This is a genomic window from Halobium salinum (genome assembly GCF_026586625.1).
Taxonomy (GTDB): Archaea; Halobacteriota; Halobacteria; order Halobacteriales; family Haloferacaceae; genus Halobium; species Halobium salinum.
Genome location: NZ_JAODIW010000013.1, coordinates 1 through 21,045, shown reverse-complemented (window position 1 = coordinate 21,045; position 21,045 = coordinate 1). Strand labels below are relative to the sequence as shown.

Below are 21,045 nucleotides of genomic sequence, written 5' to 3'. Positions count from 1 at the left end.
ACAACATCCACACGAGGTCCTCAGTAGCTGTAGCACAGAGGTCCCCTCGCTGCACGAAGTCAAAGTCGGAGTCGAGAAGATCGCGGGCCAGTTCTAACTCTGCTTCGTACCAGTCAAAGTCCTTCCAAGTCATGCAAAGAGATTGGACCGGTTTGACCTATAAATTCACGCAATAGGTCACGCACTCGTTCGCTTCTCGTGAATTGCTTCTCGAAGCGCGTCGCCACGGCCGAACCCGAGCGCTCGCGCGGCTGCCGCTGATACCACGACACCGTTTTTCGTCGCGCGAACCGGTTCACCGGCGACCATCGAGAGGAACTCTGCGAGCTCTCGTTTGTACAAAGTGGTGCGAGACTCGTTGAGTTGGAGTGTATCCTTTCCCTCAAGGGAAGTCGCCCGGTTCAGGATGTACATTTTCGCAAACTCGACGTGTACCCTCCGTTCAACCGATTCCAAGTATTCAGGGAGGTCGGTTACTGTCGACTCATTTTTAGTTCCCTGCGGCGCTCCAAGAGTAACGAGAAGACGGCCAAGAACACTTGCGTGTTCGGCTGGCGCGAGTTCTGTGGCACGGCTATCACTCATCCGATCGATACGCTTCGCGCCCGAACCGGCTTGTTCAAGCGCAGTACTCAAGAGGAGTTCGACAGGCTCACGGTCGATGGTCCACGTTGGTACGAAGGATTTGCTGACTGATCCGCCAGAATAAATACCAGCTACGAGAAGGTTCAGCGCTCGCCCTGTTGCATCCTTACTAGGGACATCGAGCCATCCGAGCTCATCCGCCGTCTCAACTGCATGGACAGGGTCTGGCTTCGACCCACGCTCAATCCATTGTCGAACAGTTCCTCGAGGAAGATCGAGTGCCGAGGCGACTGCATACGAGCCTTTCTGCGGATGTTCAGCTGCGTATTTGAAACAGCGCTGATAGTCCTCGACACGCTCCCATGAGTCGGAGCCATTGTAGGTGCGTGCGAGGTCCTGAGCGAAGTCGGACGCTACCATCAACTCAGGAAAGCTATTGACGCTATAAAGAACCTAGTAGTGACTTACAGCTCTACGTCAGGACGACCGTGTTCGAGCTGATCTTGTTGCCGCTGCCCTTGTGGACGATTTCAACGGTGTATTCCGTACCGTCCGAGAGCGTGTCACCATCAGTCGTCCCACCGTCCGAGAGGACAATGGAATCACCGACGACATAGTTAGTCGACGAAGAGAGGGCACTGCCACCGTTGACGGAAGTCGCGAGGTCGCCCGAAGTCCAGCTGGCATCATTCCAAGTCGCGACGACGCTGCTGTCACCTGCGTTGCGGACGATAACTTTCACTTCAGAGCCAGCAATCTCGTCGCCACCGTCGTGCGTGATGACGAACGCATCCGTCACCGTCGAGCCGTCGTAGTCCCCACTCGCATCACTAACCGAAATACTTGCTTGCGGAGTCGTCTGACCAACGCTCTCGCCTAATCCGAGAACGAAGGTTCCGATGACGGCCGCGAGGATGACTGTTATTGCAACCATCAGGATAACTCCGATGACGGGGCTGACTGCGCGATCTTCGCCAGCGAGCAGCGATTTGATGTTGTCGAACATGTGTGATTTTTCCACGACACATTCAGAACGGTTGCTGGCACCAGTTGGCACCTGATGGGTGGGGATACCTCACCTTCGTCCCCGTGGCGCACCGTGCTGAGTGTCTATTCCGTCCGTCTACTTGTTGGGATAAAAGTGTGTCGCTCAAAATTACCATTCTCGATAATTGGAGAGTTCGATACATATATTAACAACTGGTCAAACCGTATAGCGTGCCGCCTCGCGGCACGCGTACGTGTCTAAGTTTCCACGACACTCGAGGGGGGCTGGCACCCTCCCCCGCTTTTAGAACCGAGAGCAGCGGCGATATAGATTAGAGCATTTGTCCACTCATTCTCGGGAATTAGTCGGACACCCACTGACGAATCGTCTCATGGATTCCGACCTCCTCGATAGTTTCGTTGAGGGCGTTGATGACCGGTTCAAGGTCTTGATTTAGCGCGATGGTCTTGTAGTGCCCACCACTGCTACCCTCATTTCGCTTCTCTACAACAACCAAGCCGAGCATATCCAGATCGTCGAGATGGTTATGCATCCATCGGCTAGTGAGCGGGTCACGGTCCGCGAGCTCCGAAAATCGCTCATACCGAGGATACAAGTCTCGGACCCGGACTTCTCCTTGCCCGGCCGCGTCGAACGTCGCAATCGCGTACAGCAGTATCTTCTCGTGGCTATTCAGTCCAAGAATACCTCGAGTGACTTCCTCACGCTCCAGAAGGTCGCGACCGCGCTCAACGTGGTCAGTAGCAACGACGTCCGTAGCGTCTTCTTGTGCGACGTCGCCAGCTTTCAGGAGTAGATCGAGTGCCTTTCTCGCGTCACCAGATTCGCGTGCTCCATATGCAGCACAGAGGGGAACTACTCCGCTTTCCAGCACGTCATTTTGGAACGCGATGGACTGTCGCTGTTGGAGTACCTGCTTGAGTTCTCCTGCATCGTAGGCTGAGAAGTTGATTGACCGCTCACAGAGAGATGATCGGACTTTCGGGGATAGGTCGTCGCGATAGGCGAGGTCGTTGCTGATACCGATGACGGAGACGCGCGATTTTTCGAGGTTGTCGTTCTCGCGTGCGCGTGATAGTTGGTAGAGAAGCGAATCATCTTGGAGATGGTCGACCTCGTCGAACACTAAGATAAGAAGTCCCTCGAGCGATTCGATTGCGTCCCACATTTTCGAGTAGACCTTAGACCGAGGATGTCCTGTGTCGCTTATTTTTTCGCCGTCATCAAGCAGTGAGTTAACAATCTCGACACCGATTTGGTAGCTTGTGTCGAGTCCGTCGCAATTGAAAATCCTCGTTTCAATGTCGACGTCGTGTTGTTGGCCCCCTTCAGTTAGTCGGTCGAGAAGAAACCGGGTTGCTGCCGTCTTGCCAACGCCAGTTTTCCCGTAAAGGAAGATGTTATCGGGTTGCGATCCATCGATTGCCGGCTGGAGAGCTGCGTGATATTGTTGGAGTTCTTCGTCTCGTCCGACGAGTTCATCTGGTGTGTAGTCGTCAAGGAGGGCGTTCCTGTTCTCGAATGGGAAATCACCAGGGGTGAACTCGAATGCGCTCATCTTGTGTCGGATGGCGAATCGAACTATCTTAGTTTTACCGACCACCGGTTCATCTGTTTCGAGTGTGTGGATTGCCCATAAATGGTAGGTACGACCCCCCCTCCCCATCGTTCAAGTGAATATCCGTCAGAGAAGTGGGGTTAGAATCTCGCGGGTTCTATCCAAGCAAAGTTTTATAATACTCCAATAGAAAACAAACCCGTAGTGCAGTACAGCGATATTATATTGACGACAATGACACCTCTAAACTAGTGTTCACAGAACTTTAGTTGCCTCTTTGGCGTCTTTCACTTGAACGACGGGGGGAGGGAGGTTATAAGCAGATGACTTCACTTGAACGAGTGGTCTCATCATGGAGACCATGATACTCAATTCCGGAAGACCTCCGTCCGAAGGCCGTGGAGATCAACGCAGCGAAGCAGAGACAAAGGTGTGGAACGGGTGGACGCGACCACAAGCAGCCGGGGAGGACCCGTGTCAGAGAGGAAAGAACCAGCGTGTCAGTACCAAACAGCGTCTTCTTCGTCAAGATCGCCGTCCGCGAGCATCTGACGTTCCATGTTCCGGTACGTTTCCTCGACGGTGTCGCCGCCGTACTCGGCTTCGAGTTTGGCGTTGAGATAGTTGAACGTCTGCGTCTTATTTTCGGCATATTCAATGATCTCGCGGAGGTCCTCGAGGTTGAGGCCGTCGTGTTGTGCTTCCGCGAATACTCGTTTGATGTGTTCGGCGTATTCGGCTTTGACGGCGTTTTTGGACGGGTTTCGAGCCTCGCTCATCACGGATACTGGTTGTACACGGGTCTTTGTAATGTTTCGGGAAGGTTTCGGTCGAGAGGCTTTTGTGAACGTGTTTTCGAGTGTTTCGGGGTTGTCTACTCGTCAGAACGTTTTAGTAGGAGGCAGCCAGATATGTGCGTGAGAGAGTGAGGTGACCCGAGCTGTCCACTCGGGGCTTGAACCCGCCTCTCCCGCAGACATCGCGTCCGTGTCCCGGGTTGGTTTTCCCTCGGGGCACACTCAACGTTCGTGAGCGACGGCGTTGCGTACCGTTTTCGCCCTATTCCGTACTGCCGTGTGAAGGTTTCAACCGCCCTTCCTGCTCCCACTACAACGGGATTAACGCACCTGGATACGTCGCAGCACACACCCCGGGTTCCGGTTCCGCGTCCGTGTCTTTACCCGTCTCTCGTCTGTTGGTTCTGACGGGGAGACGGGACGCGCCCACCGCTCACCTGCACCCTTCATCACGCGTCTCTTCTCTCTCGGAACTCATCACACACGTTCCTCTCATGGTTCTGGAACCCGGGGACGGCGGTCCGGGATTGACTCGCGCCCGCGTCCGTGCGTGTCTTTCCCCTTACGTTGTCCCTCGGTTCCGTTCTGTTGTCCCGCAGACCGCTGTCCGTTCTTGCTGACTCATCGTTCTGGGAATAGGTGTTCCTCGCTCATTCCTCCCTCCCGTTTTTCGGGAGAGTATCGCCCCCGGGTTCGTCGATCTATTCGGAAGCCGTCCGTGGCGCTTGAACCTGGGTCCTGATGTGACGTTGAACGGGATTCCGACGTGTTGTTCCGCCTTTACTTGTCGTTCAGTTCCGGTATGGTTTGATATGGTTATACATGTATCATGCAACTGTATTGGTAAGTTTCCCTGTTAATCCGTACTACTATTATCCCCCACCGGAATATCGGTTGTATGGGTGCGCCAGAAACACCAGAAACGACAGAAACACGGGAAACATCAGAGACGATAGGGCGCACGGACGCGGTCACCGGCCTCCGGAAACACATGCTTCGGAGTCTCCGTGAACGCGGCGGTACTGCGACGACCACGGAAGTAGTCAGGGATGCCGAGGTTCCGTCCGGGAGTCGTGGCCGGCATTTCTCCGTATTAGAAGAAGCGGGACTCGTCGAGAAGACCGAGATGGTTATCGGGTCGCATGGAAGCCGCGTCCAAGAATGGCAGCTAACCGAGAAGGGCGCGGAAGTGATGCTGGAGGACGCCACATCGTCTTCGCGTCCGTCCGTCGACGACCTTGAAGAAGAAGTCGAAGACCTCCGCGCCGAAGTCCGGAACCTCCGGGAGCACAAGCGGAAGACGCATCGTCTCCAGCAAGTCCTGCTCGACGTCATATATCCGGCAGTCGACGAGGAGTCACAGGCGCGGATCGAGGAGGCGCTCGAAGCTAATGAGTAGTATCCGAGTCGCTGTCGGGAACCAGAAAGGGGGCGTCGGAAAGAGCACGACAGCAATCCATCTGGCAGGTGCGTTGAACGTCCGTGACGCGTCCGTGCTCCTCGTGGACCTGGACCCGCAAGGTCACTTGTCTGAAGCGGTCGGGTTCGGAAGCGAGTATGACACGGACGCGGACGTGAACTTGGCGTCGGCACTCACCGGCGATACTTCCGCGTCCGACCTGATTCGGGAGCACGACGAGTTCGATGTCCTCCCGAGTCACGTGGATATGCTCGGCGTCGAGGACGACCTGAGTAACGTGAGACGGCGTGAGGAGCGTCTGTCCATGTTGTTCGATGACCTCGACACTTCCCGATGGAACGTGATTCTGATTGATTGTCCGCCGAACCTCGGGCACTTAACCGACAACGCTCTGCTCGCGTCCGGCCACGTCGTGATACCGTCCGAAGCTCGCAAAACGTCGATTCGGGCGCTCGAACTCTTATTTGATGAAATTGACGTGCTGGAGGACGTGTTCAACACGTCGATTCAGGAGCTCGCGTTGGTCGCAAATGACGTTGACTATCCGCTTGACGGGGAGCAGAAAGAGATGCTTCAATGGTTCGAGGACACGGTTGGCGGCGCGATGCCGATTATCGAAGTACGCCAGCGTGTGGCGCTTCAGCGGGCAATGAATCACGGCGGCAGTATCTTTGCGTACGATGAGTCGTGCGACATGGAGGACGCGTATCTGGAGTTAGCTGACGTGGTTCTTGACGCCCGGAGGGACGCATGACTGACCAAGATAACACGGACGCGGACGCGAGGGATTCGTCGGCGCGGAGTGAGCGCATGAAAAAACGGTTTAGTTCGCGTTCGGAACAGTCAGAGACATCGGAATCATCAAAGAGTTCGGAAACGTCAGAAACGTCAGAAACGCAGGAGACGGACACGGACGCGGAATTATCGTCAGAAACAGCAGACACACAGGAAACACAGAAAACGTCGGAAGCATCAAAAACGTCAGAAACGCCGGTTCGGGAACGGAAAAACCTGAACCTGTACTTCGGTGAAGCGTTGTATGAAGCGGTCTCCGACCAGATGAAGCGGATACAGTATGAGGCTGACCGGGACCGAGACATTGAGTTAGAGCGACACCGGCACTTGTATCCGGGGCTGATGCTCCTCGGCGTCGAGTCTGTCCGTGATATGTCCGGGTCCGAGTTCGTTGACCGGATTCGTGACGCCGACCTCATTGACTCGCCGTAACGGTACGCGATTCGTAAACCAAAACCCCGGAACCTGAACCATGATTACCGAAACCGAAGACTACCTCCTCATCGACGTGGATACGCGAGAACCGTTCGAGATGCTGAAATTTACTGACGGGTTGTCTCTCGACAATCTCCTCGGAACCATCCGCGACGTTGTCGAGCGGGTCGCGTCTGTCATGGCGCTCTCGGACGGACTCCGACCCAGCACGATTGCCGGAGAGACGTTGTCCATCGTCGAGGACCGGATTGTGTCCGAGACACCGGAGGATGACCAGGATATGGTTCGTCGTGCTGTTGGCCGGTCTTCGTCTCGTGCGATGGAGTTGATTGTGTCTGCGGAAGCTGATGTCGCTGGTGTTGATTTACGTGGCGAGTTGTCGTGTTTGTCTGACGCGATTCGGGTTGCGTTGTCTGTGGTTGAGACTGTGGCGATCCGGCTCGCTCCTGATTTGTCTCGGGTTCGCGACGCGTGACTGGTTTTGGTGACGGGGCACCGTTCGAGTAGTCGACGTGTCGCTCTCGTCGCCGCCGTCGACTCACTCCCGTGGTCGCTCGTCTTGGCTGGGCGAGCGTTCGCGTCCACGTCTCCTCGTGTTTCTGTCGTGTCCCGTCTACTGGTTCTGTGGGTTCGTTGATGCACCCCCGACTGGGTTCTGTACCTTGGTTCTGGCTCCGTTCGTCTGTCTGTGTGTTCTGTGTGTTGTCGCGTCCGCGTCCGTCGACTTGTCTGTCGCGTCTCTCCCGAGCAATCCGTTTGGGAGGATAGGAGGGCTGATTCTTCGTCCATGCACACTCGACCACCCCCTTTATACGAGGATTCCAACGGCGTCTCTAACGAGTACATGGGGGGTGGGAGAGTAACTATACCGGCTCTGAGAGTGCCGTTTTCCGTCATTGCGTAGGGTTGCGTGTTTCTCTGCGAATAGTGTAGCGCGTTGCTCGTAACGCGCAAGGAGCAAGGTTCTGCGTAGGTCTTACATATTCCTGACATGTTTCCGTGCGTGGCACGCAACGCTGTACGCAACATGTTGAACTCAACTTTCGATACGCAAACCTGAACGAGTCTGTGGGTTAAGTGGTACCGTTTCTAACCAGTAGTAGAAGCAGAATTATTGAGGTCAACGAAATAGAACTCGACACCGAAGCACAGGTCGTCACACGAGCACTCGCCCAGTATCAGGACGCTGGAGAAGTCCCTGACCGCGTCCGTGACGTCCTCCCCGTCCACGAAGGACTCGTAGCACGGGAAGGCGAAGAATTGCTGTCTGTGAACGAGGGCGTGGAGATTGACCGGGAGTCTGTCCGTCGACGATTCGAGACCTTGGCGGACGCGGGTCTCGTCAACATTGACCGGGACGGAATTGAATCGCCGTACCCGGCGAACCCGTGGGTCGCGTGCTTGTCGGACGCCGGGGAAGAGTGGGTTCAGGAGAACTGGGACCGACTCGGCGCGGACAAGGGCAGTATCGGGTCGCGGGTCGCGGACAACTCGGCGCGAATCACGAAGGTTGAGTCACGGATGGACGGCGTAAGTGATTCGATGGCGTCGATGCCGGACGCGGACGCGATTACGGGGCGGGTCGACGACCTGGAGAATGAGACGGACGCGACGCTGGAGACGTTCGAGGACAAGATTCGAGAGAACACGGACGCGATAGAGAGTGTGGAGGACCGGGTCGATGACTTGGAGACGAAGATGGACGCGATGATGGCGGCGCTGGAATCGACGAACTTGGACGTGGAAGCGTTCATTGACGCCGAGGGAGGGTCGGAGTGATGCTGTGGTTCGTTGGTGCTCTATCGGTCATGTGCTTCTCGCTTATTGGATTGACGTTCGCCGCGATGTTCTTGTGGGTTTAACCTACGTTTCGCGTGGTTTACTCTCCTCCCGGCGCAGTACCGGGTTTGACGAAATGTTCAGAGGCCCACTCGTGAACCTCTCTCAACCCATCTGCGTTTTCCTCGTCGACGATGTCTGTCTCTTGAGCCCGGTCTACTAGTCGCTGGGCGACGTTCGGCTTACTAATTGGACCGAGATCCCGTTCTTTTCGCCAGTCCTTGACGTCGTTCGCCCGGTTGAACTCGGATATGTCTTCCAGTTCGATTCTGTCTTCTGTGTCCTGATATTCATCGATTTCTTTGTTTACTGCGTTGAGGTACTCTTCAGGGTCGACCATGTCTTCGAGCCTCAATGGCTTCTCCACAAGGTCGTTGTAGGTACGGACCCGTTCTTCTGCTGCTCCCTCTTCAAACAGCATCTGTTTCATGTCTTCTCCGGCTCCGTCTCCGTCTAGGATGACTGCTGACTGCCCTCCTTCCGAGAGGAGTTTCTGGATTTCAGCTTTGCTTACTGTTGATGCTCCAGGAGCAACTTGGTAATCTAATTTGGATTCGTCGTTGGCTTGCCGTAGCAGTGTCGGGAGGAGTATCGTTTCGCTGGGTCCTTCTCCGATGAGCGCGTTTCGTGCTACGGAGAACGCGAGTGGGCTCAGCCCCATCGCGAGCATTAGAGGCGCGAACCCGGTTCCCTCGGTCCAGAAACCATTCGAGATTCTGCTACGCTCCGGTTCTTTTGGAATCACTGGACGGATTCCTGTCCCAAGATCGGAAGGAAGACAGCCGGCGGAATGTGTGGAGTAGATGACTTGCTGCGCCAAATCTTGGGTTTCAAGAACGTTGATTAGTTGGGCTTGTGCGTCGTAGCTGAGATGGGTTTCAGCTTCGTCGATGAGCAGGATTGGTTCATTGCTGTCCGTCCGGTCGAGGAACGCAAGCAGAGCTACGTACCATCGGAAACCGTCGCTTCGCTGGTCTATCGGGGTTATACCCTCGGAGCTCTCGACATAGAGGTTGAGTGTCTCGTTCTGTATATCTATGTACGGGACGACATCGTCCCTAACCCATGACTCGGAATATATATCTCGAAGTTTTTCGTTCGCTTTTTTTACTAGCTCCGCTTTTCGAGGATTGTTCCCTGACTCTGTTGCCTTCCTCAGCTCGGCGAGACTAACACCCGCTAGTTCAAGCAGATTCCCTAGTGCCGGTTCTTTGGATACATACCCTTCATCAGGAAGATTATAGGTCGTGTTGAGGCTCCGCTCTTCGTCACCGAAGAAGAGAAATTCCGGCGCTCTTCTCTGTAGAATCTTCCACGGGTCATGTGCCGGTTTCGCTTTTTCTTCTTCCACGAGGTCTTCAAGACGTGTTCGCGTGTATTCCCACATCTCTTCGTCTTCTAATTTCTCTGATTCTAATACTTTCTCGATTGTCTTGATAATATTTAAAACTGCATTTAAGATTTCACTGTCGATACGACCTTGACCACTATGCAACTTGCTTGTCAGGCCGGTGTTGATTGATAATTCTGAGTTCTGTGGCTCCCTCTCACCAATTTTATTGATCTCGGAAATGAGTCGCTTCCGTGTTAGGGTCCTCTCGGGGGGTGGGGATAGTTCCACGGAAAACTCTCCGTCTTGGTCCTTGGTGATGACGCATTCATCAATCTCGGGAACCCATTCTATCGGTTCGAGTTCCTTTCGGTCGGCTTCGTCGAGACGGTAGGTCGCACTAACTTTCGTTTGATTATCGTTGTTTCTTGTCTGGTCTCGGTCCTTGATTTTCCCTCCTTTACTCAGTTCTCTGAGAGCATCTAAGACAGACGTTTTCCCGGCTTCGTTTGGTCCAACAAGTGCAATGAGAGGCTCCTTCATACGCGCGTTCTGCTCCTCAAACCGTCGAAATCCTTGAATTCTAATGTGGGTTAGTCGCATACCGGTACAATTAGTCGGCATCTGTTAAATCTACTTCATTGCCGTGTAGGAATGCGGTTGTGGGTGGACGCTATTCACAGTGGATCTACCGGATCTGCGCTCCTTTTCTTTCCTTCCTCTATTCCCTATTCTCGGCAGGGTTTTTCCGTGCTAGTGGTCAGACGGTTCGACACCATTCATGAGTTCCGGCGCTGATTTTTCCGACGATGTTCACATCCCGGGAAGCTGGGATGTCGATGTTGGGATGTGCCGTGGGAGGATGCTGCCCGGTACGTTCACGACGAGTACGGAACCTCTCCTGATGAGGAGTCCCGGTCGTCTCTGACGTTTCTGACACGATTACGTTCCCGAACGAGTTCTCGCAAGGTTAACGATCACGTGGAGCGGGAAGGGTATCCTGTATATGCTCCACCTCGCAATGGACGCGAAGCCATTCGCGGAAGTCAGCGACGACTAACTTCACTCAGAGCGTCCGAGACCCGTTCATCGTTCGCGTCACCGTCGAGATACCACGCCCTCCGCTCATCGTCCTGGTGGATATTCGAGAGCGTCTGCCGGGTTACGTTCGGTGTGTTTTTGCCCGCCTGATTGTACGACCACTGCCCGGATTCAATGCTCTCCAGGGCGTTCACTACGTCGAGGAACCCTGTCTCTCCGTCTTCATGGTCCGGATTTAGATTCGGGATGAGGTACCCGTCATCGGTCACAAACCCGACCGGGACCTGTCCAACCCACTTCCCATCGGCACGAGCGTTCCGAAGTCCAGATTTGGTTCGTCGGATCAGGTTACGACGTTCTTCGGCGGCGACCTCAGCGATGATGCCGGCAACCATTCGGCCTTGCCCTTCGGGTTCGATTCGTCTGACACTCCCATTCGTAACGTGAATAACAACACCGTTCTCTTCGCAAGCGGTGAAAAACTCTTGCGCGGCGAGTCCGTGGCGAGCGATCCGGGAGACTTCCCACACTACGACGGCATCGTGTTCGCCGGATTGAATGTCATCGACGAGCTGGGTTAGTTTCTCTCGGTCGCGCTTCGCGCCGGATGCTTGTTCGCGGTAGAAGGTCACATCAGAGAGTGGGATGTCCTCGTATTGGAGCCAGTTTTCGATGTCGGAGAGCTGATGTTTGTCTTCCTGGTCCTCTGTCGACCGCCGAACGTATGCAGCGATTGACTGTTTTTCAGGCATTTTTTCGGTTACAGCTTACAACCAACGTCTCTTATATATGGTGGGTGTTCGTTTACATCCTGTAATCGAACGACCATTCGATTACAGGGTAGATACCTCCACCCTCCCCCATATCTCGCGTCCGCGTCCGTGCCACCACACCATAATACCGACTACCAAACAAGGTATGTGAATAACCACCAAATAAAGTATCGTGTCCGCCCACCCGGGACACGGGCGAAACACCAGAAATCCTACCCCCGGGGAGACCGACTCGCAAGATATGGGGCCGGACCCGGACAACGATGACGGCGAGCAGCCGGAGTTCGATACGTGGCGTGCTCTCCAGCGTGTTGTCGATAAGAACCGTGCGGACATCCTCGCCGACATCGTTGGGAATCCGAAAGGAACACCCACCGTCGAGGAGCTAGACTACATGAGCCCTCTGTTGAGGAGGGTTCGATTCGTCGTCACCTGAAGATGCTGGAAGATGTCGGCGTGGTCAGGGTCCGCGAGTTCGAGACAGGGAACCGTGTCCGAGGTTACCCATACCAGTTCTTCGAGATTACCTCGGAGGCGCGGGTCCTGTTCGACCAGAACGGGTTGTTCCCGGAGGAAGCGTGGAAGCGCCAGTACGCTACTGTCGAGAAAACGAATCGAATCGAAGATACCGAATCCATGCCCGACCAGACAACTACTCCTTACGGACTCAAGATTATCCGAAGCACACTCCGAAGACACCGTCTCGCAAGTGTATCCCCTCGGAAACAAACCAGAACGGGACTAACACGCCCAATCACGAAATAACCCGAATGCGAAACACATTCCATGTCGCGAGTTGAGAGGCACACCGTGTCGCAAGTGTATATCACTCGAAATCCAAATCCTCAGCCGCCGACTCATGCATCTCCTGCAACGTCGGCTGACCGTTCCACACCCACCCCCAAACCTCTCGTCCGTGCTCGGTAAACACCCACTCCCCCGACGAACGCTCCTCAACGTACCCTTCCGACTCCAGTTCGTCAAGCACTTCGCGGACACGCTCCTCTCCCTTCCTCGGATTCAACGCAACCAACTCCGCTTCCGTGAGACGTTCATCAGGAGCTCCGACAAGCGCCATCACGACGGAGAGCGCGTCCTGATCCAAATCCTCAATCATGATTCACCGAAGAACGGCATATACTGTAAGCATCCTTCCCGCGCCCCGAGCATCGTCGCGACCAACACGAGACGCATCCGCGTGTCGTGCCACTTCCCAGCCTCTTCCGGCCACCCATTCTGCGCGGCATACTCGGGATGAGCGCCGGGGAGGTTCGCGGCGTGCTCGCGCTCCTGGAGCGAGAGGTCGCGGACAGCGACCCATAACGATTCGTCCGTGTAGTTCCTGAATCGGGCGTAGTGCTCCGCGAAGAACGCTTCCTGCCTCGCATCCGGCCCCATACCGTTCGCATCGTTCGCGTCCGTGTCCGGCATGGCTACCCGATACGCACGAATCTGTTTAGTAGTGAGCCATGTACGGCGAAACAGAAACCCGGCGAGACACCGTCTCTCCATCGAAAACAAGCCTAGAAGAAACAACAGGGAAGTACGGACGCGAACCGACCAGTTTCGACGCGGTTACAATTCGATGAGGTCCTCCGTCTCCCGTGTCTCCCGAATCGTCAACGTCGACCTCCCGGAAAGCTCCCACGCCATCACCTCCCACTCGTCGCTCGGAGTGAACGCGTCCTTAACCGCCGCGTACACGTCGTTTTCCATCAGACCGACGATTAGACTCCCGTCATCCGACTCGTACCTGTCGAGGTCGCGCTCGTCGAGTAGGGTCAGTTCGAGAGCTCCGACCGTTTCAACACCAGAGTTCTCGCCGATAATGTTGCGTACGTCTTGTATTCGTCAGTAACCGCGTCCCCCATCCGGATCAATCCATCCCACTTCAGCGTCATCGAACCACCTCCGCGTCCGTCACGTCCAGGTACGAGTCGGAGAATTCCGGGCGTCCGCCCCAGTCCGCCCACCCGCCGTCAACGTTCGCGAGCACGGAATAACCCATGTCTTCGAGTTCGGCAACGAGGAGCTCGGGGAGGTCGTGAGCGCCGTCGCCGTCCCAGTAGTGCTTGCCGAGATTGTCGCCGACGTACACGACGGGCGTGCCGTCCGTGTTCGGGATGTCGCCCTGGAGGTCGTCTGCCGCGCCCTCGTCAACGACCTTGAACGCGTAGGAGCCTTGTCCCACGGATTCTCGCTTCGCCGGGGTCCAGTTGACGGGGTATTTCTCGGAGTCCTGCTCTGTGTCCACGAGTTGGTACAGTTTTGCGTACAGTTCGCCGTTTCTCTGCTTCTGGACTTCGATTTCGACTTCTGTCTGGTCTGCCATTATCGAGTCCGTGTCCGAATCTCGGTTAAACCCAACGGGCCTAACGCCACCCACTTAAACGTTAATGCCTATAGGGTTGTTATGGTAGAACCGCCCTCTCGAAGCCTATCACATACTAGCCCGCTCCCACTACAGACTACATCCATGAGCACGGACCCGAACACAAACACCGGAGAGAACACCGAACACCGCCGCTGAGAATACATCCGCAGCCTCATCAACCAGCAAACCCCTGAACACAAAATGGAGATCGCTAAACCGGAAACGAGAGTGTCCCACTCAACACGAGAACCGTCGCGCACCCGAGCACGAGACCGAAGACGACGCCGCCCGCGAAACACCCCTATTTTCCCGGATTTCATCATTCTAGAAACAGAACCACCTGACCACGCCACGAAAAGGACTAATCCCGCTGTAGTGGGGAGCGGCTACTGAGCACCGAACGTCAAGTCATCTTCGTCACCATCTGAGTCGTCGAGACCCGGAAGACCCTCCTTCACCGACTCGTAATACTGCGCCTTCCCGAACCGTCCATCAGGAACCAAACCCAGCTTCTCCCGCGCCGGCCCCTCCCTGTCGAAAGTAGTCGGGTCATTCGACGGACTCCAGTCACGAGAGAATCTCGACACCTCCGGAGACATCTTCGGATGGTTCTCGATAGCCGCCCGAACCCGCTGCTCGAACTCTTTGACCGACTCCTTCCCCACCAATACCCTGCCGCCGTCTTCTGACATCACGTACACGTCGCGCACCGACTCCACCGGTTGCAGACTCGCGCGACGGACACGATCAAGATGCGGTAACTCCTCTTGAACCGAGTCCGCATCCACATGTCCATGATACACTTCCGGAGAGTATTCCTGCCCCGGAAGCATCTCCGCATCGAACCGAAGCGTCCACTCCTCCACCCACTCCTCCAGCGACTCCATCGAGTCCGTGTCGAACGGCGAGAACCCGCGTTCCACGTCCTCTACGTACTTGTCTGTGATTGCCGCGCTACCAAGAGCATTCCCGACACGCTCTTGCCACTCATGCAGAGACTCCGCGAATCCATCGACGTCGTCAGCACTCGGGAGCGCGGTGTCGCGGGCATCCGCTTTCGACTCCATTTTCCGGAGTTGAGACAGTCCTTGTTGTCGTCTCTCACTCATCTCTGTAGCGACATTAGGTTTATATGATTGATTACTAGATTGTTCCGCGCCACCGGACCCTCCACCCTCAACATCGACAGACCTGTCAGACTCCAACTCCTCAAGAAGCGTGTCACGAGCTTCAACACGGTCTCCCATGTCCATCCACCCGTCTTGCAGGTCCGGATGATCGAACGCTACCTCACGGAACCGGTCCATGACATCCTCGGTAGTCAGACCGTCACCACCCTCGACCCCGAGCACGTTCAGCGCCTCAGACACGGACATCCCTTCGTCCTCCCTCACACTCGACTCCGACTGAGCATTACCTGCGTCAGCGCCACCAACAGCACCTACGAGGTCGTACGCTTTCCGCTGGAACTTCAACGCGTCCGCAACGAATGTCTGATACTCCGCCGAGTCCTTATCCACGTCCCAACCGAATCCTTCGGCCCGGTCAACCAACTCGAAGAACTCCGCGTATAGCGTGCCGCCGTCGAACTCATCGCCGAGACTGTACTCCCTCCATTCTGGGAGCTTCCCTGCAACGTACATGTTTATCTTCTGCGCCGCGACACGCCACGCAACCGCTTGCTCCTCCCCGTTAACCGACTTGATAGCGTCACCCGAGTAACCCTCATTCTTCGCCGCGATAGACGCCAGCGCCAACCCGAACGCTTTGATGGAACGGTCCAGGAACTCGGACTCGTAGGAATAGTACTGATCCCGAGCGAACTTGTGATACAACGGCAGCACTTCCTCCCACGAATCTGGAATCCGCTTTTCGTCTTCCGGCGACAACTTCTCTCCTGGTTCCACGCCAGCAATCTCGCGACGCGCTTCCTGCAACGCGCTCTCCGTCAACGCCGCCTCACCCATCGACGGGTGCGGGAGAATCGTGTTCTTCGACACAAGCAACTCGAACACCTTCGACAACGATCCCTTCGACACGCCGCCGTACAGCGACATCTGCTCGCGCCAATCCTGTTTCGTGAACCCGGACTTCAGCAGATCCACACCTTCTGTCGCCCGCCGATATACGCCAATACGACCCGGGAGTGACCCATCCTTCGTCGGTTTGATTTTCGACGCGACGTTCTTCTCCCAGTTCCGGCCCGCGAGGTCGCGCGGCATGATTGGGACCCGCGTATCAGACTCCCAGTCGTGCACGATGCTATCCGGATCGGATAGGTCGACCGCTGACTTCCCACCCGCAACAGTCAGCACGTCCGGGTCTGTCGTGTCCAGCTCTCCCGGCCCGTCAACCGCTGGCAGGTACTTGTCCTTCGTGTCCAATCCCATTGCGCCATCCCCAGCTTCCGCGTCCGCGTGCTCTGCCAAGAACGCACGGAACTCCGTGTCGTTCTGTATCGCGTACTGGTACGCGCGACGAACCACGTCAGAACTCGAGGAACAGTCCGTATACTCTTTCGCCCACGCGTGGTACTCGCGCAGGTCCTCGTGCTTGTTGAGCGATGCGCTCGCTGTCAAGGTCTCAGGGATGTCCAGTCCCCGTGGCGAACCCGCAGACATCTTCGGTCTCAAGTTCTTGTCGATTCCACTTAAATCCATCTCCGCAACAGAAACTGGCGTTAACACACTCATGAACACACCAACGTCAGCGAAAATACTGTCTTACACCCCGCGAAACACCACTCCGCAGAGTTCTATAAGCACGGTTTCCGGACGTGTCACGGCGTCTTCTGTCAGAAACACTCCTCGAAACCCCCGTTATAGATTTGAGAGATTAGAGGGAGAATGTGATCCGGACGCACCAACCACCCCGAACACCTGCGAGAACCCGCTCACGAAACGTCGTTAACGCTACCTACAATACGCTAGGAGTATCGATTCTGTGGTATACACACGTCATGAGACTCCTGAATACACCGATTCTCAAAACTCTATAAGTACCGTTAGCAGCAGTCTCGGATACGTGAAAGTCTGGAATCTTTCCTGAAAATTGGCGTTTTAGATGAGAGAGATTACGAGCGTCAGTGGTCCGGTGAGGAGAAAGACACGATTCTCGGACGCCCGTAGGAAACCTGATTTCGTTGGTATCGGGCTCTTCACGCCATCTCTGGACGGTACAGTTCCATATCCGCTCGATGGAGCTAGCTTCATCTCCATTGAGATACAGCAAGACTTATTAGTATGGGATGAACAATTGGAATGGGCTACAAATTTCTAGCGAGTGAGTGAGAGTTCTCTCACTCGACGAGCTATACGCGCCATCATACGCCCGATAATCGTGTTTCCGTCTTTCGGCGTCTACTGTCGCGTGACCGTGCCGACCGTCCGAAAAATCGGCCCTACCCCCGCCGCTCAGGGGACGACTCTAATCTCTCATATCTAGAACCTAGTTCTCTAGAGACGATTCCGGCGGAAATCACGTCCGAACTACCAGAAAATAGCGTTTATAGAGTATTGAAGTTCGCCAAATGTCCGTGTCCTTGGGGCGTCCAACGCTCGGGATTGGTACGCTCAACGCGTTATAGATGGTGTTAAGCAGTGTTGCTGTGCACATATTCGGAGGATAGACCACCATCGCTGACATCATCCCGAATCCGGCACTGTCTAGTTAACCTCCTCAACTGGCGTTCGTCCGTCGAGCGCTAGATGTGGTCGCTGGAAATTATAGTAGTGAACGAACAGCGCAAGCCACTGGCGAACGCTCAGCCGACTGCCCACCCACGAATTATGAAAGCGGTCGACTCGCATCTTGAGAGTGTGAAATCACTTTTCGATATGGTTTCGGTCGGTGTAGTCGACCCGACCGCTCAATCCTAATCGAGAGAGGTCAGTCCGATACCCGAACTGATTGACCAGAAACACCGTGTCCTCGCAATCGTGTTTCTCAGCGACACCGTGAAGAAACGCAGCCGCCGGATCGGTCCCGTGTCGTTTGAACAGCTGTACGTCGAGGAGTAATTTCGTGTCGAGGTCTATTGCAGCGTACAACCAAGACCACTCGCCATTGATTTTGACAGCGGTCTCGTCGACTGCGACCCGCTTCGGCTTCGCCGAAGCCGGGTCAGAAACGCTGTCGGATAGTCGGTGAACCCACTGGAAGATTGCCTGAAACGAGCGATCTACGCCGATCAAGTGCAGAATCGCTTCCGTCTCCCTGAGCGAGAGACCGGCAGCGTGGAGGCGGACGGCGAACGCCCTGACGGGCGTCGCCGTCCGCTCTCGCTGTCAATATTCAAGCGTAGCTGTGTCTAAACTCTCATTGAGCAGGTCTGAGAGTAGCATTGAACACTAACTCTTCGACCTGCTCACCCTTATCTAGACGGTGCTAGAATGGAGACCAGTTCGTCGAGATGGTACTTCTCGAATTGTATGCGGACGCAGCTGTGGAGCCGACTCGTGAGTCGTTCGTCGAGAGTGGCAAAGAGTTCCTCCTCCCGGTTGGCGATAAGGACCATCGTGATGCCCCGGGTTCGATAGAGATCGTAGAGGACGCTCTTGTCTTCGAGCTGGTCGACCTCGTCGAGGATGACAACGTAATGTGGCCCGTCGTAGCTCTGGAGTCGCTCGAGGAGCTCGCCCTTCGGTGTGGAGCGCCGGTGGATGTCGACCGTCTGCCCGATGCCGTCGAGGACACGATGGAGAACGCGGAATCGCGTGTAGTCCTGCCAGCAGTTGATGTACTGAGTGTCGATGTCGAGGACGTTCTCGCGCAACCGTTCGAGGGTGAATTGCGCGATACAGGTCTTCCCGGCGCCGGACGGTCCAAGGAGTAGTGATGTTTCCCCAGGGTGGCCGTCCATGATGGGCTTGAGAGTGTTGGAGAGGTGGTTAACCTCTGCATTGCGGTGCTCAACTTCCTGCGGGATGAATTCGGGTTGCAGGACGCGAGCATCGGTAATCATCGCTACCGGACCTGTTGTTCGTGCTGGAAGATAAACGGAAGCGGGTCGATTCCGATAGTTCCGATTCTTCTCTGGGCTTGTCGAACGAGCGTTAATTGTCTGGGAGTGTAGCAGTCCTACCCAAGTGGTCGGTCAGAGAAGCCTCTTTTCCCTAGTGTTGAGCCGGCCGTATAACCAACAATTTTTGGTCTTTTCAGCTGGAATACGACACCGCGTTCAGTCGCCTAACCGGCCAGATTCGGCGGCGTGGCTGGACTATCGTGGGTGTCTCGTTGTGACCTGAAAAGACCAATTGGCTGCGAGGATGCAGCTCGTTGGTTAAGACTCGGCCAAAGCCGTCTGCCTATCGGACGACCCACACTCTAAAAAGAGAAAACCGTTGACCTAAGCGGCCCTTACAGCTGATTCTTGCTAATAGAGGCAAGCTACTACATCCTCACACCTCAGTTGTTGTTTCGATAGACCACTAGTCTCTGAGGCCGAAGAAGGCGGAGAGCTGCTTAGAGAGCTACGACTCCCATCCAATCGTTCCCGCTTGCTACTACTCCGTCGCCAGCGAGAGAAGATTTCAGGAGAAATTTCGACCTACATGAATAAGTTGACCAGAACAATACCGAATTCAGCCGTCATAGATACTCGTGAATGGCCAGATAGCCCGGAACCAGCCGAGATTATATAGAGATGGTGTGGGTTCAGGTCAGCAGCGTCAGCTCCCAGAAGCTCTCCACCACGTCCAATGACGCTAATCTCGAAAGCCACTCTGAAAGAACTCATCGAGGTACTCGGTATCTTCTCGATGTTCGGGATGAGCGTGTTCACCTACCTTGTCTGGTGGGTAGCATTCAAACAGGGCGGCACGATCCAGCTCCATATCGACTTCTTCGGGGAGATGTGGTTCGAGTACGTCCTCTGGATGGTAGTCACGCCTGTTATCACGCTCGCGATGTACTACTACCTGAAAGGGGAGAACCGGACTCGAACACGGGAGTCAAGTTCGACGGAGAGCGACACGCGAATAACGCAATCTGATTGATCTGAGCTACGCTGGGACTTTTCAACGCGACTCAAAAAATGGGTCGTAGATCGGAATCTACGCCTGGAGCTGCTGCTGGACTTCCTCGCGGAAGTAATAGAGCGCACCACCGATAGCGCAGAGGAGGACGAGGAGGCCCATCGTGATCGCCAGAACGGGCGTTCCATCGTCATCGTTGTTGTCGCTATCGTCGTCGGAGTCGACAGGCGTCGTGTCGTCTTCATCGGCCGATTCGTCGGTGGTTCCGTCCTCCGTCACGGAGAGCGTACCTGCCGATTCGTCGCCAATAGAGACCTCGTGCTCGCCTGCGTCCGTCGGCGTGTAGCTGAAGGAGACTTCCTTCGACTCGCCGGCACCGACGGTGACATCCTTGGTCTCAACCGTGTTGCCGTCAACGGTGAGCGTCGCGGTGTAGGTTCCCTGACCGCTGCCGTCATTGGACACCGTAGCGGTGACATCGACGGAGTCGCCAGCAGACACGGAATCACCCGAGAGCTGCACATTGGAGATGCTCATGTCGGGCTGCTTCTCACCGATGGCGAACACCGAGAAGCCAGGCGACTTCGCCGCGAAGACGTACTCGCCATCTTCCTCTTCAACCAGCTTGGTGTCGAGAGACTGCCACTCACCGTTGTGGTAACGGTAGAGGACAACGTTCTCGGGCGAGCTGTGCTCGCTGAGCTGGTCGGGTGAGAGACCGAAGCGGATGGTCGCCTCACGGATGTTCTTGTTCGTGATGCCGTCCTTGTTGACCTCGAGGTACCCCTTAACGTGCGTGTCAGCGGGGTCGTGGGACACGGAGGACGGACGCTCAGCGCCAGTGTTGACGTTGAGGTTGAAGTGCTGGTCGCTGGATCCGAGCGTGACTTCGAGTCGCTCGAACGTGACACCAGAGACGCGCTTGGCCTGCTTGTCCGGGATGTTGACCCACGGGGTCACACCTTGTCTGCCGTTGCGGACCTGTGCGGTCACACTACCGTCGGACTCGCCCTTGACATCGACGTGGACGGAGGGAGCGCCGTTGCCGCCCTGGCCTCCACCGCCACCACCGCCGCCGTTACTCGGGGCACCGGTGTTACCGTCGTTACCGTCG

The 21,045-nt window shown here is 55.6% G+C and carries 19 protein-coding genes and 2 pseudogenes; 7 read left to right on the top strand and 14 right to left on the bottom strand.

Translation table 11 applies throughout. From position 1 onward, the window contains the following. Positions 1 to 177: 177 nt before the first annotated feature. The 4 genes from N5095_RS22105 to N5095_RS22090 form a co-directional block, all read right to left on the bottom strand. The gene (locus N5095_RS22105) at positions 178 to 1,005 is read right to left on the bottom strand and encodes a hypothetical protein (protein ID WP_267625394.1); all 828 of its coding nucleotides are present in this window, start codon (positions 1,003 to 1,005) and stop codon (positions 178 to 180) included. A gap of 52 nt (positions 1,006 to 1,057) precedes the next feature. Beyond that, positions 1,058 to 1,591 (bottom strand): type IV pilin N-terminal domain-containing protein, encoded by a 534-nt coding sequence (locus N5095_RS22100; protein ID WP_267625393.1) that lies wholly within the window; start codon positions 1,589 to 1,591, stop codon positions 1,058 to 1,060. Between the two features lie 343 nt (positions 1,592 to 1,934). Then, complete coding sequence (locus N5095_RS22095) at positions 1,935 to 3,152, bottom strand: orc1/cdc6 family replication initiation protein (RefSeq protein ID WP_267625392.1); 1,218 nt, start codon at positions 3,150 to 3,152, stop codon at positions 1,935 to 1,937. A 500-nt stretch (positions 3,153 to 3,652) separates the two neighbouring features. After that, a complete protein-coding gene (locus N5095_RS22090; RefSeq protein WP_267625391.1) occupies positions 3,653 to 3,931 on the bottom strand; it encodes a hypothetical protein in 279 nt (92 codons plus the stop codon). Positions 3,932 to 4,847: 916 nt separating this feature from the next. On the opposite strand from N5095_RS22090, the gene N5095_RS22085 reads away from it, so the two are divergent. From N5095_RS22085 to N5095_RS22065, 5 genes are all read left to right on the top strand, one after another. Then, complete coding sequence (locus N5095_RS22085) at positions 4,848 to 5,348, top strand: hypothetical protein (RefSeq protein ID WP_267625390.1); 501 nt, start codon at positions 4,848 to 4,850, stop codon at positions 5,346 to 5,348. A gap of 1 nt (position 5,349) precedes the next feature. Then, on the top strand, positions 5,350 to 6,123 hold the full coding sequence (locus N5095_RS22080) for a ParA family protein (protein ID WP_390203749.1): 774 nt from the start codon (positions 5,350 to 5,352) through the stop codon (positions 6,121 to 6,123). Next, positions 6,120 to 6,596, top strand: coding sequence for a DUF8160 family protein (locus N5095_RS22075; protein WP_267625388.1), 477 nt, complete (start codon positions 6,120 to 6,122; stop codon positions 6,594 to 6,596). The genes N5095_RS22080 and N5095_RS22075 overlap by 4 nt, the downstream gene beginning before the upstream one ends. Positions 6,597 to 6,636: 40 nt before the next feature. Beyond that, positions 6,637 to 7,074, top strand: a complete 438-nt coding sequence (locus tag N5095_RS22070; RefSeq protein WP_267625387.1) for a hypothetical protein — start codon at positions 6,637 to 6,639, stop codon at positions 7,072 to 7,074. Between the two features lie 602 nt (positions 7,075 to 7,676). After that, on the top strand, positions 7,677 to 8,378 hold the full coding sequence (locus N5095_RS22065) for a hypothetical protein (RefSeq protein WP_267625386.1): 702 nt from the start codon (positions 7,677 to 7,679) through the stop codon (positions 8,376 to 8,378). Between the two features lie 100 nt (positions 8,379 to 8,478). Here N5095_RS22065 and N5095_RS22060 read toward each other — a convergent pair whose 3' ends face one another. Together N5095_RS22060 and N5095_RS22055 are read right to left on the bottom strand one after the other, a co-directional pair. Next, entirely contained in the window at positions 8,479 to 10,371 is a 1,893-nt protein-coding gene (locus N5095_RS22060) for an ATP-dependent nuclease (protein ID WP_267625385.1), read from the bottom strand. Positions 10,372 to 10,814: 443 nt separating this feature from the next. Then, positions 10,815 to 11,561, bottom strand: a complete 747-nt coding sequence (locus N5095_RS22055; protein WP_267625384.1) for a recombinase family protein — start codon at positions 11,559 to 11,561, stop codon at positions 10,815 to 10,817. Between the two features lie 262 nt (positions 11,562 to 11,823). Between N5095_RS22055 and N5095_RS22610 the strand changes: the two are divergent. Then, a pseudogene (locus tag N5095_RS22610) lies at positions 11,824 to 12,224 on the top strand (ArsR family transcriptional regulator); the annotation flags it as partial. Positions 12,225 to 12,408: 184 nt separating this feature from the next. Here the strand turns inward: N5095_RS22610 and N5095_RS22045 are convergent. The 7 genes and pseudogenes from N5095_RS22045 to N5095_RS22015 form a co-directional block, all read right to left on the bottom strand. Continuing rightward, positions 12,409 to 12,699 (bottom strand): hypothetical protein, encoded by a 291-nt coding sequence (locus N5095_RS22045; RefSeq protein ID WP_267625382.1) that lies wholly within the window; start codon positions 12,697 to 12,699, stop codon positions 12,409 to 12,411. Continuing rightward, positions 12,696 to 13,013, bottom strand: coding sequence for a hypothetical protein (locus N5095_RS22040; RefSeq protein WP_267625381.1), 318 nt, complete (start codon positions 13,011 to 13,013; stop codon positions 12,696 to 12,698). The genes N5095_RS22045 and N5095_RS22040 overlap by 4 nt, the downstream gene beginning before the upstream one ends. A 144-nt stretch (positions 13,014 to 13,157) precedes the next feature. Further along, positions 13,158 to 13,298, bottom strand: a complete 141-nt coding sequence (locus N5095_RS22035; RefSeq protein ID WP_267625380.1) for a hypothetical protein — start codon at positions 13,296 to 13,298, stop codon at positions 13,158 to 13,160. Positions 13,299 to 13,479: 181 nt separating this feature from the next. Then, complete coding sequence (locus tag N5095_RS22030; protein WP_267625379.1) at positions 13,480 to 13,914, bottom strand: hypothetical protein; 435 nt, start codon at positions 13,912 to 13,914, stop codon at positions 13,480 to 13,482. A 428-nt stretch (positions 13,915 to 14,342) separates the two neighbouring features. After that, on the bottom strand, positions 14,343 to 16,577 hold the full coding sequence (locus N5095_RS22025) for a hypothetical protein (protein ID WP_267625378.1): 2,235 nt from the start codon (positions 16,575 to 16,577) through the stop codon (positions 14,343 to 14,345). A gap of 1,044 nt (positions 16,578 to 17,621) precedes the next feature. Next, positions 17,622 to 18,299: pseudogene (locus N5095_RS22020) on the bottom strand (IS6 family transposase). Positions 18,300 to 18,328: 29 nt separating this feature from the next. Further along, positions 18,329 to 18,919, bottom strand: a complete 591-nt coding sequence (locus tag N5095_RS22015) for a Cdc6/Cdc18 family protein (RefSeq protein ID WP_303651774.1) — start codon at positions 18,917 to 18,919, stop codon at positions 18,329 to 18,331. A 736-nt stretch (positions 18,920 to 19,655) separates the two neighbouring features. Here N5095_RS22015 and N5095_RS22010 point away from each other — a divergent pair. Next, the gene (locus tag N5095_RS22010) at positions 19,656 to 19,952 is read left to right on the top strand and encodes a hypothetical protein (RefSeq protein ID WP_267625377.1); all 297 of its coding nucleotides are present in this window, start codon (positions 19,656 to 19,658) and stop codon (positions 19,950 to 19,952) included. A gap of 57 nt (positions 19,953 to 20,009) precedes the next feature. Here N5095_RS22010 and N5095_RS22005 read toward each other — a convergent pair. Continuing rightward, a partial coding sequence (locus N5095_RS22005) for a PGF-pre-PGF domain-containing protein (RefSeq protein WP_267625376.1) occupies positions 20,010 to 21,045 on the bottom strand: 1,036 nt, incomplete at its 5' end.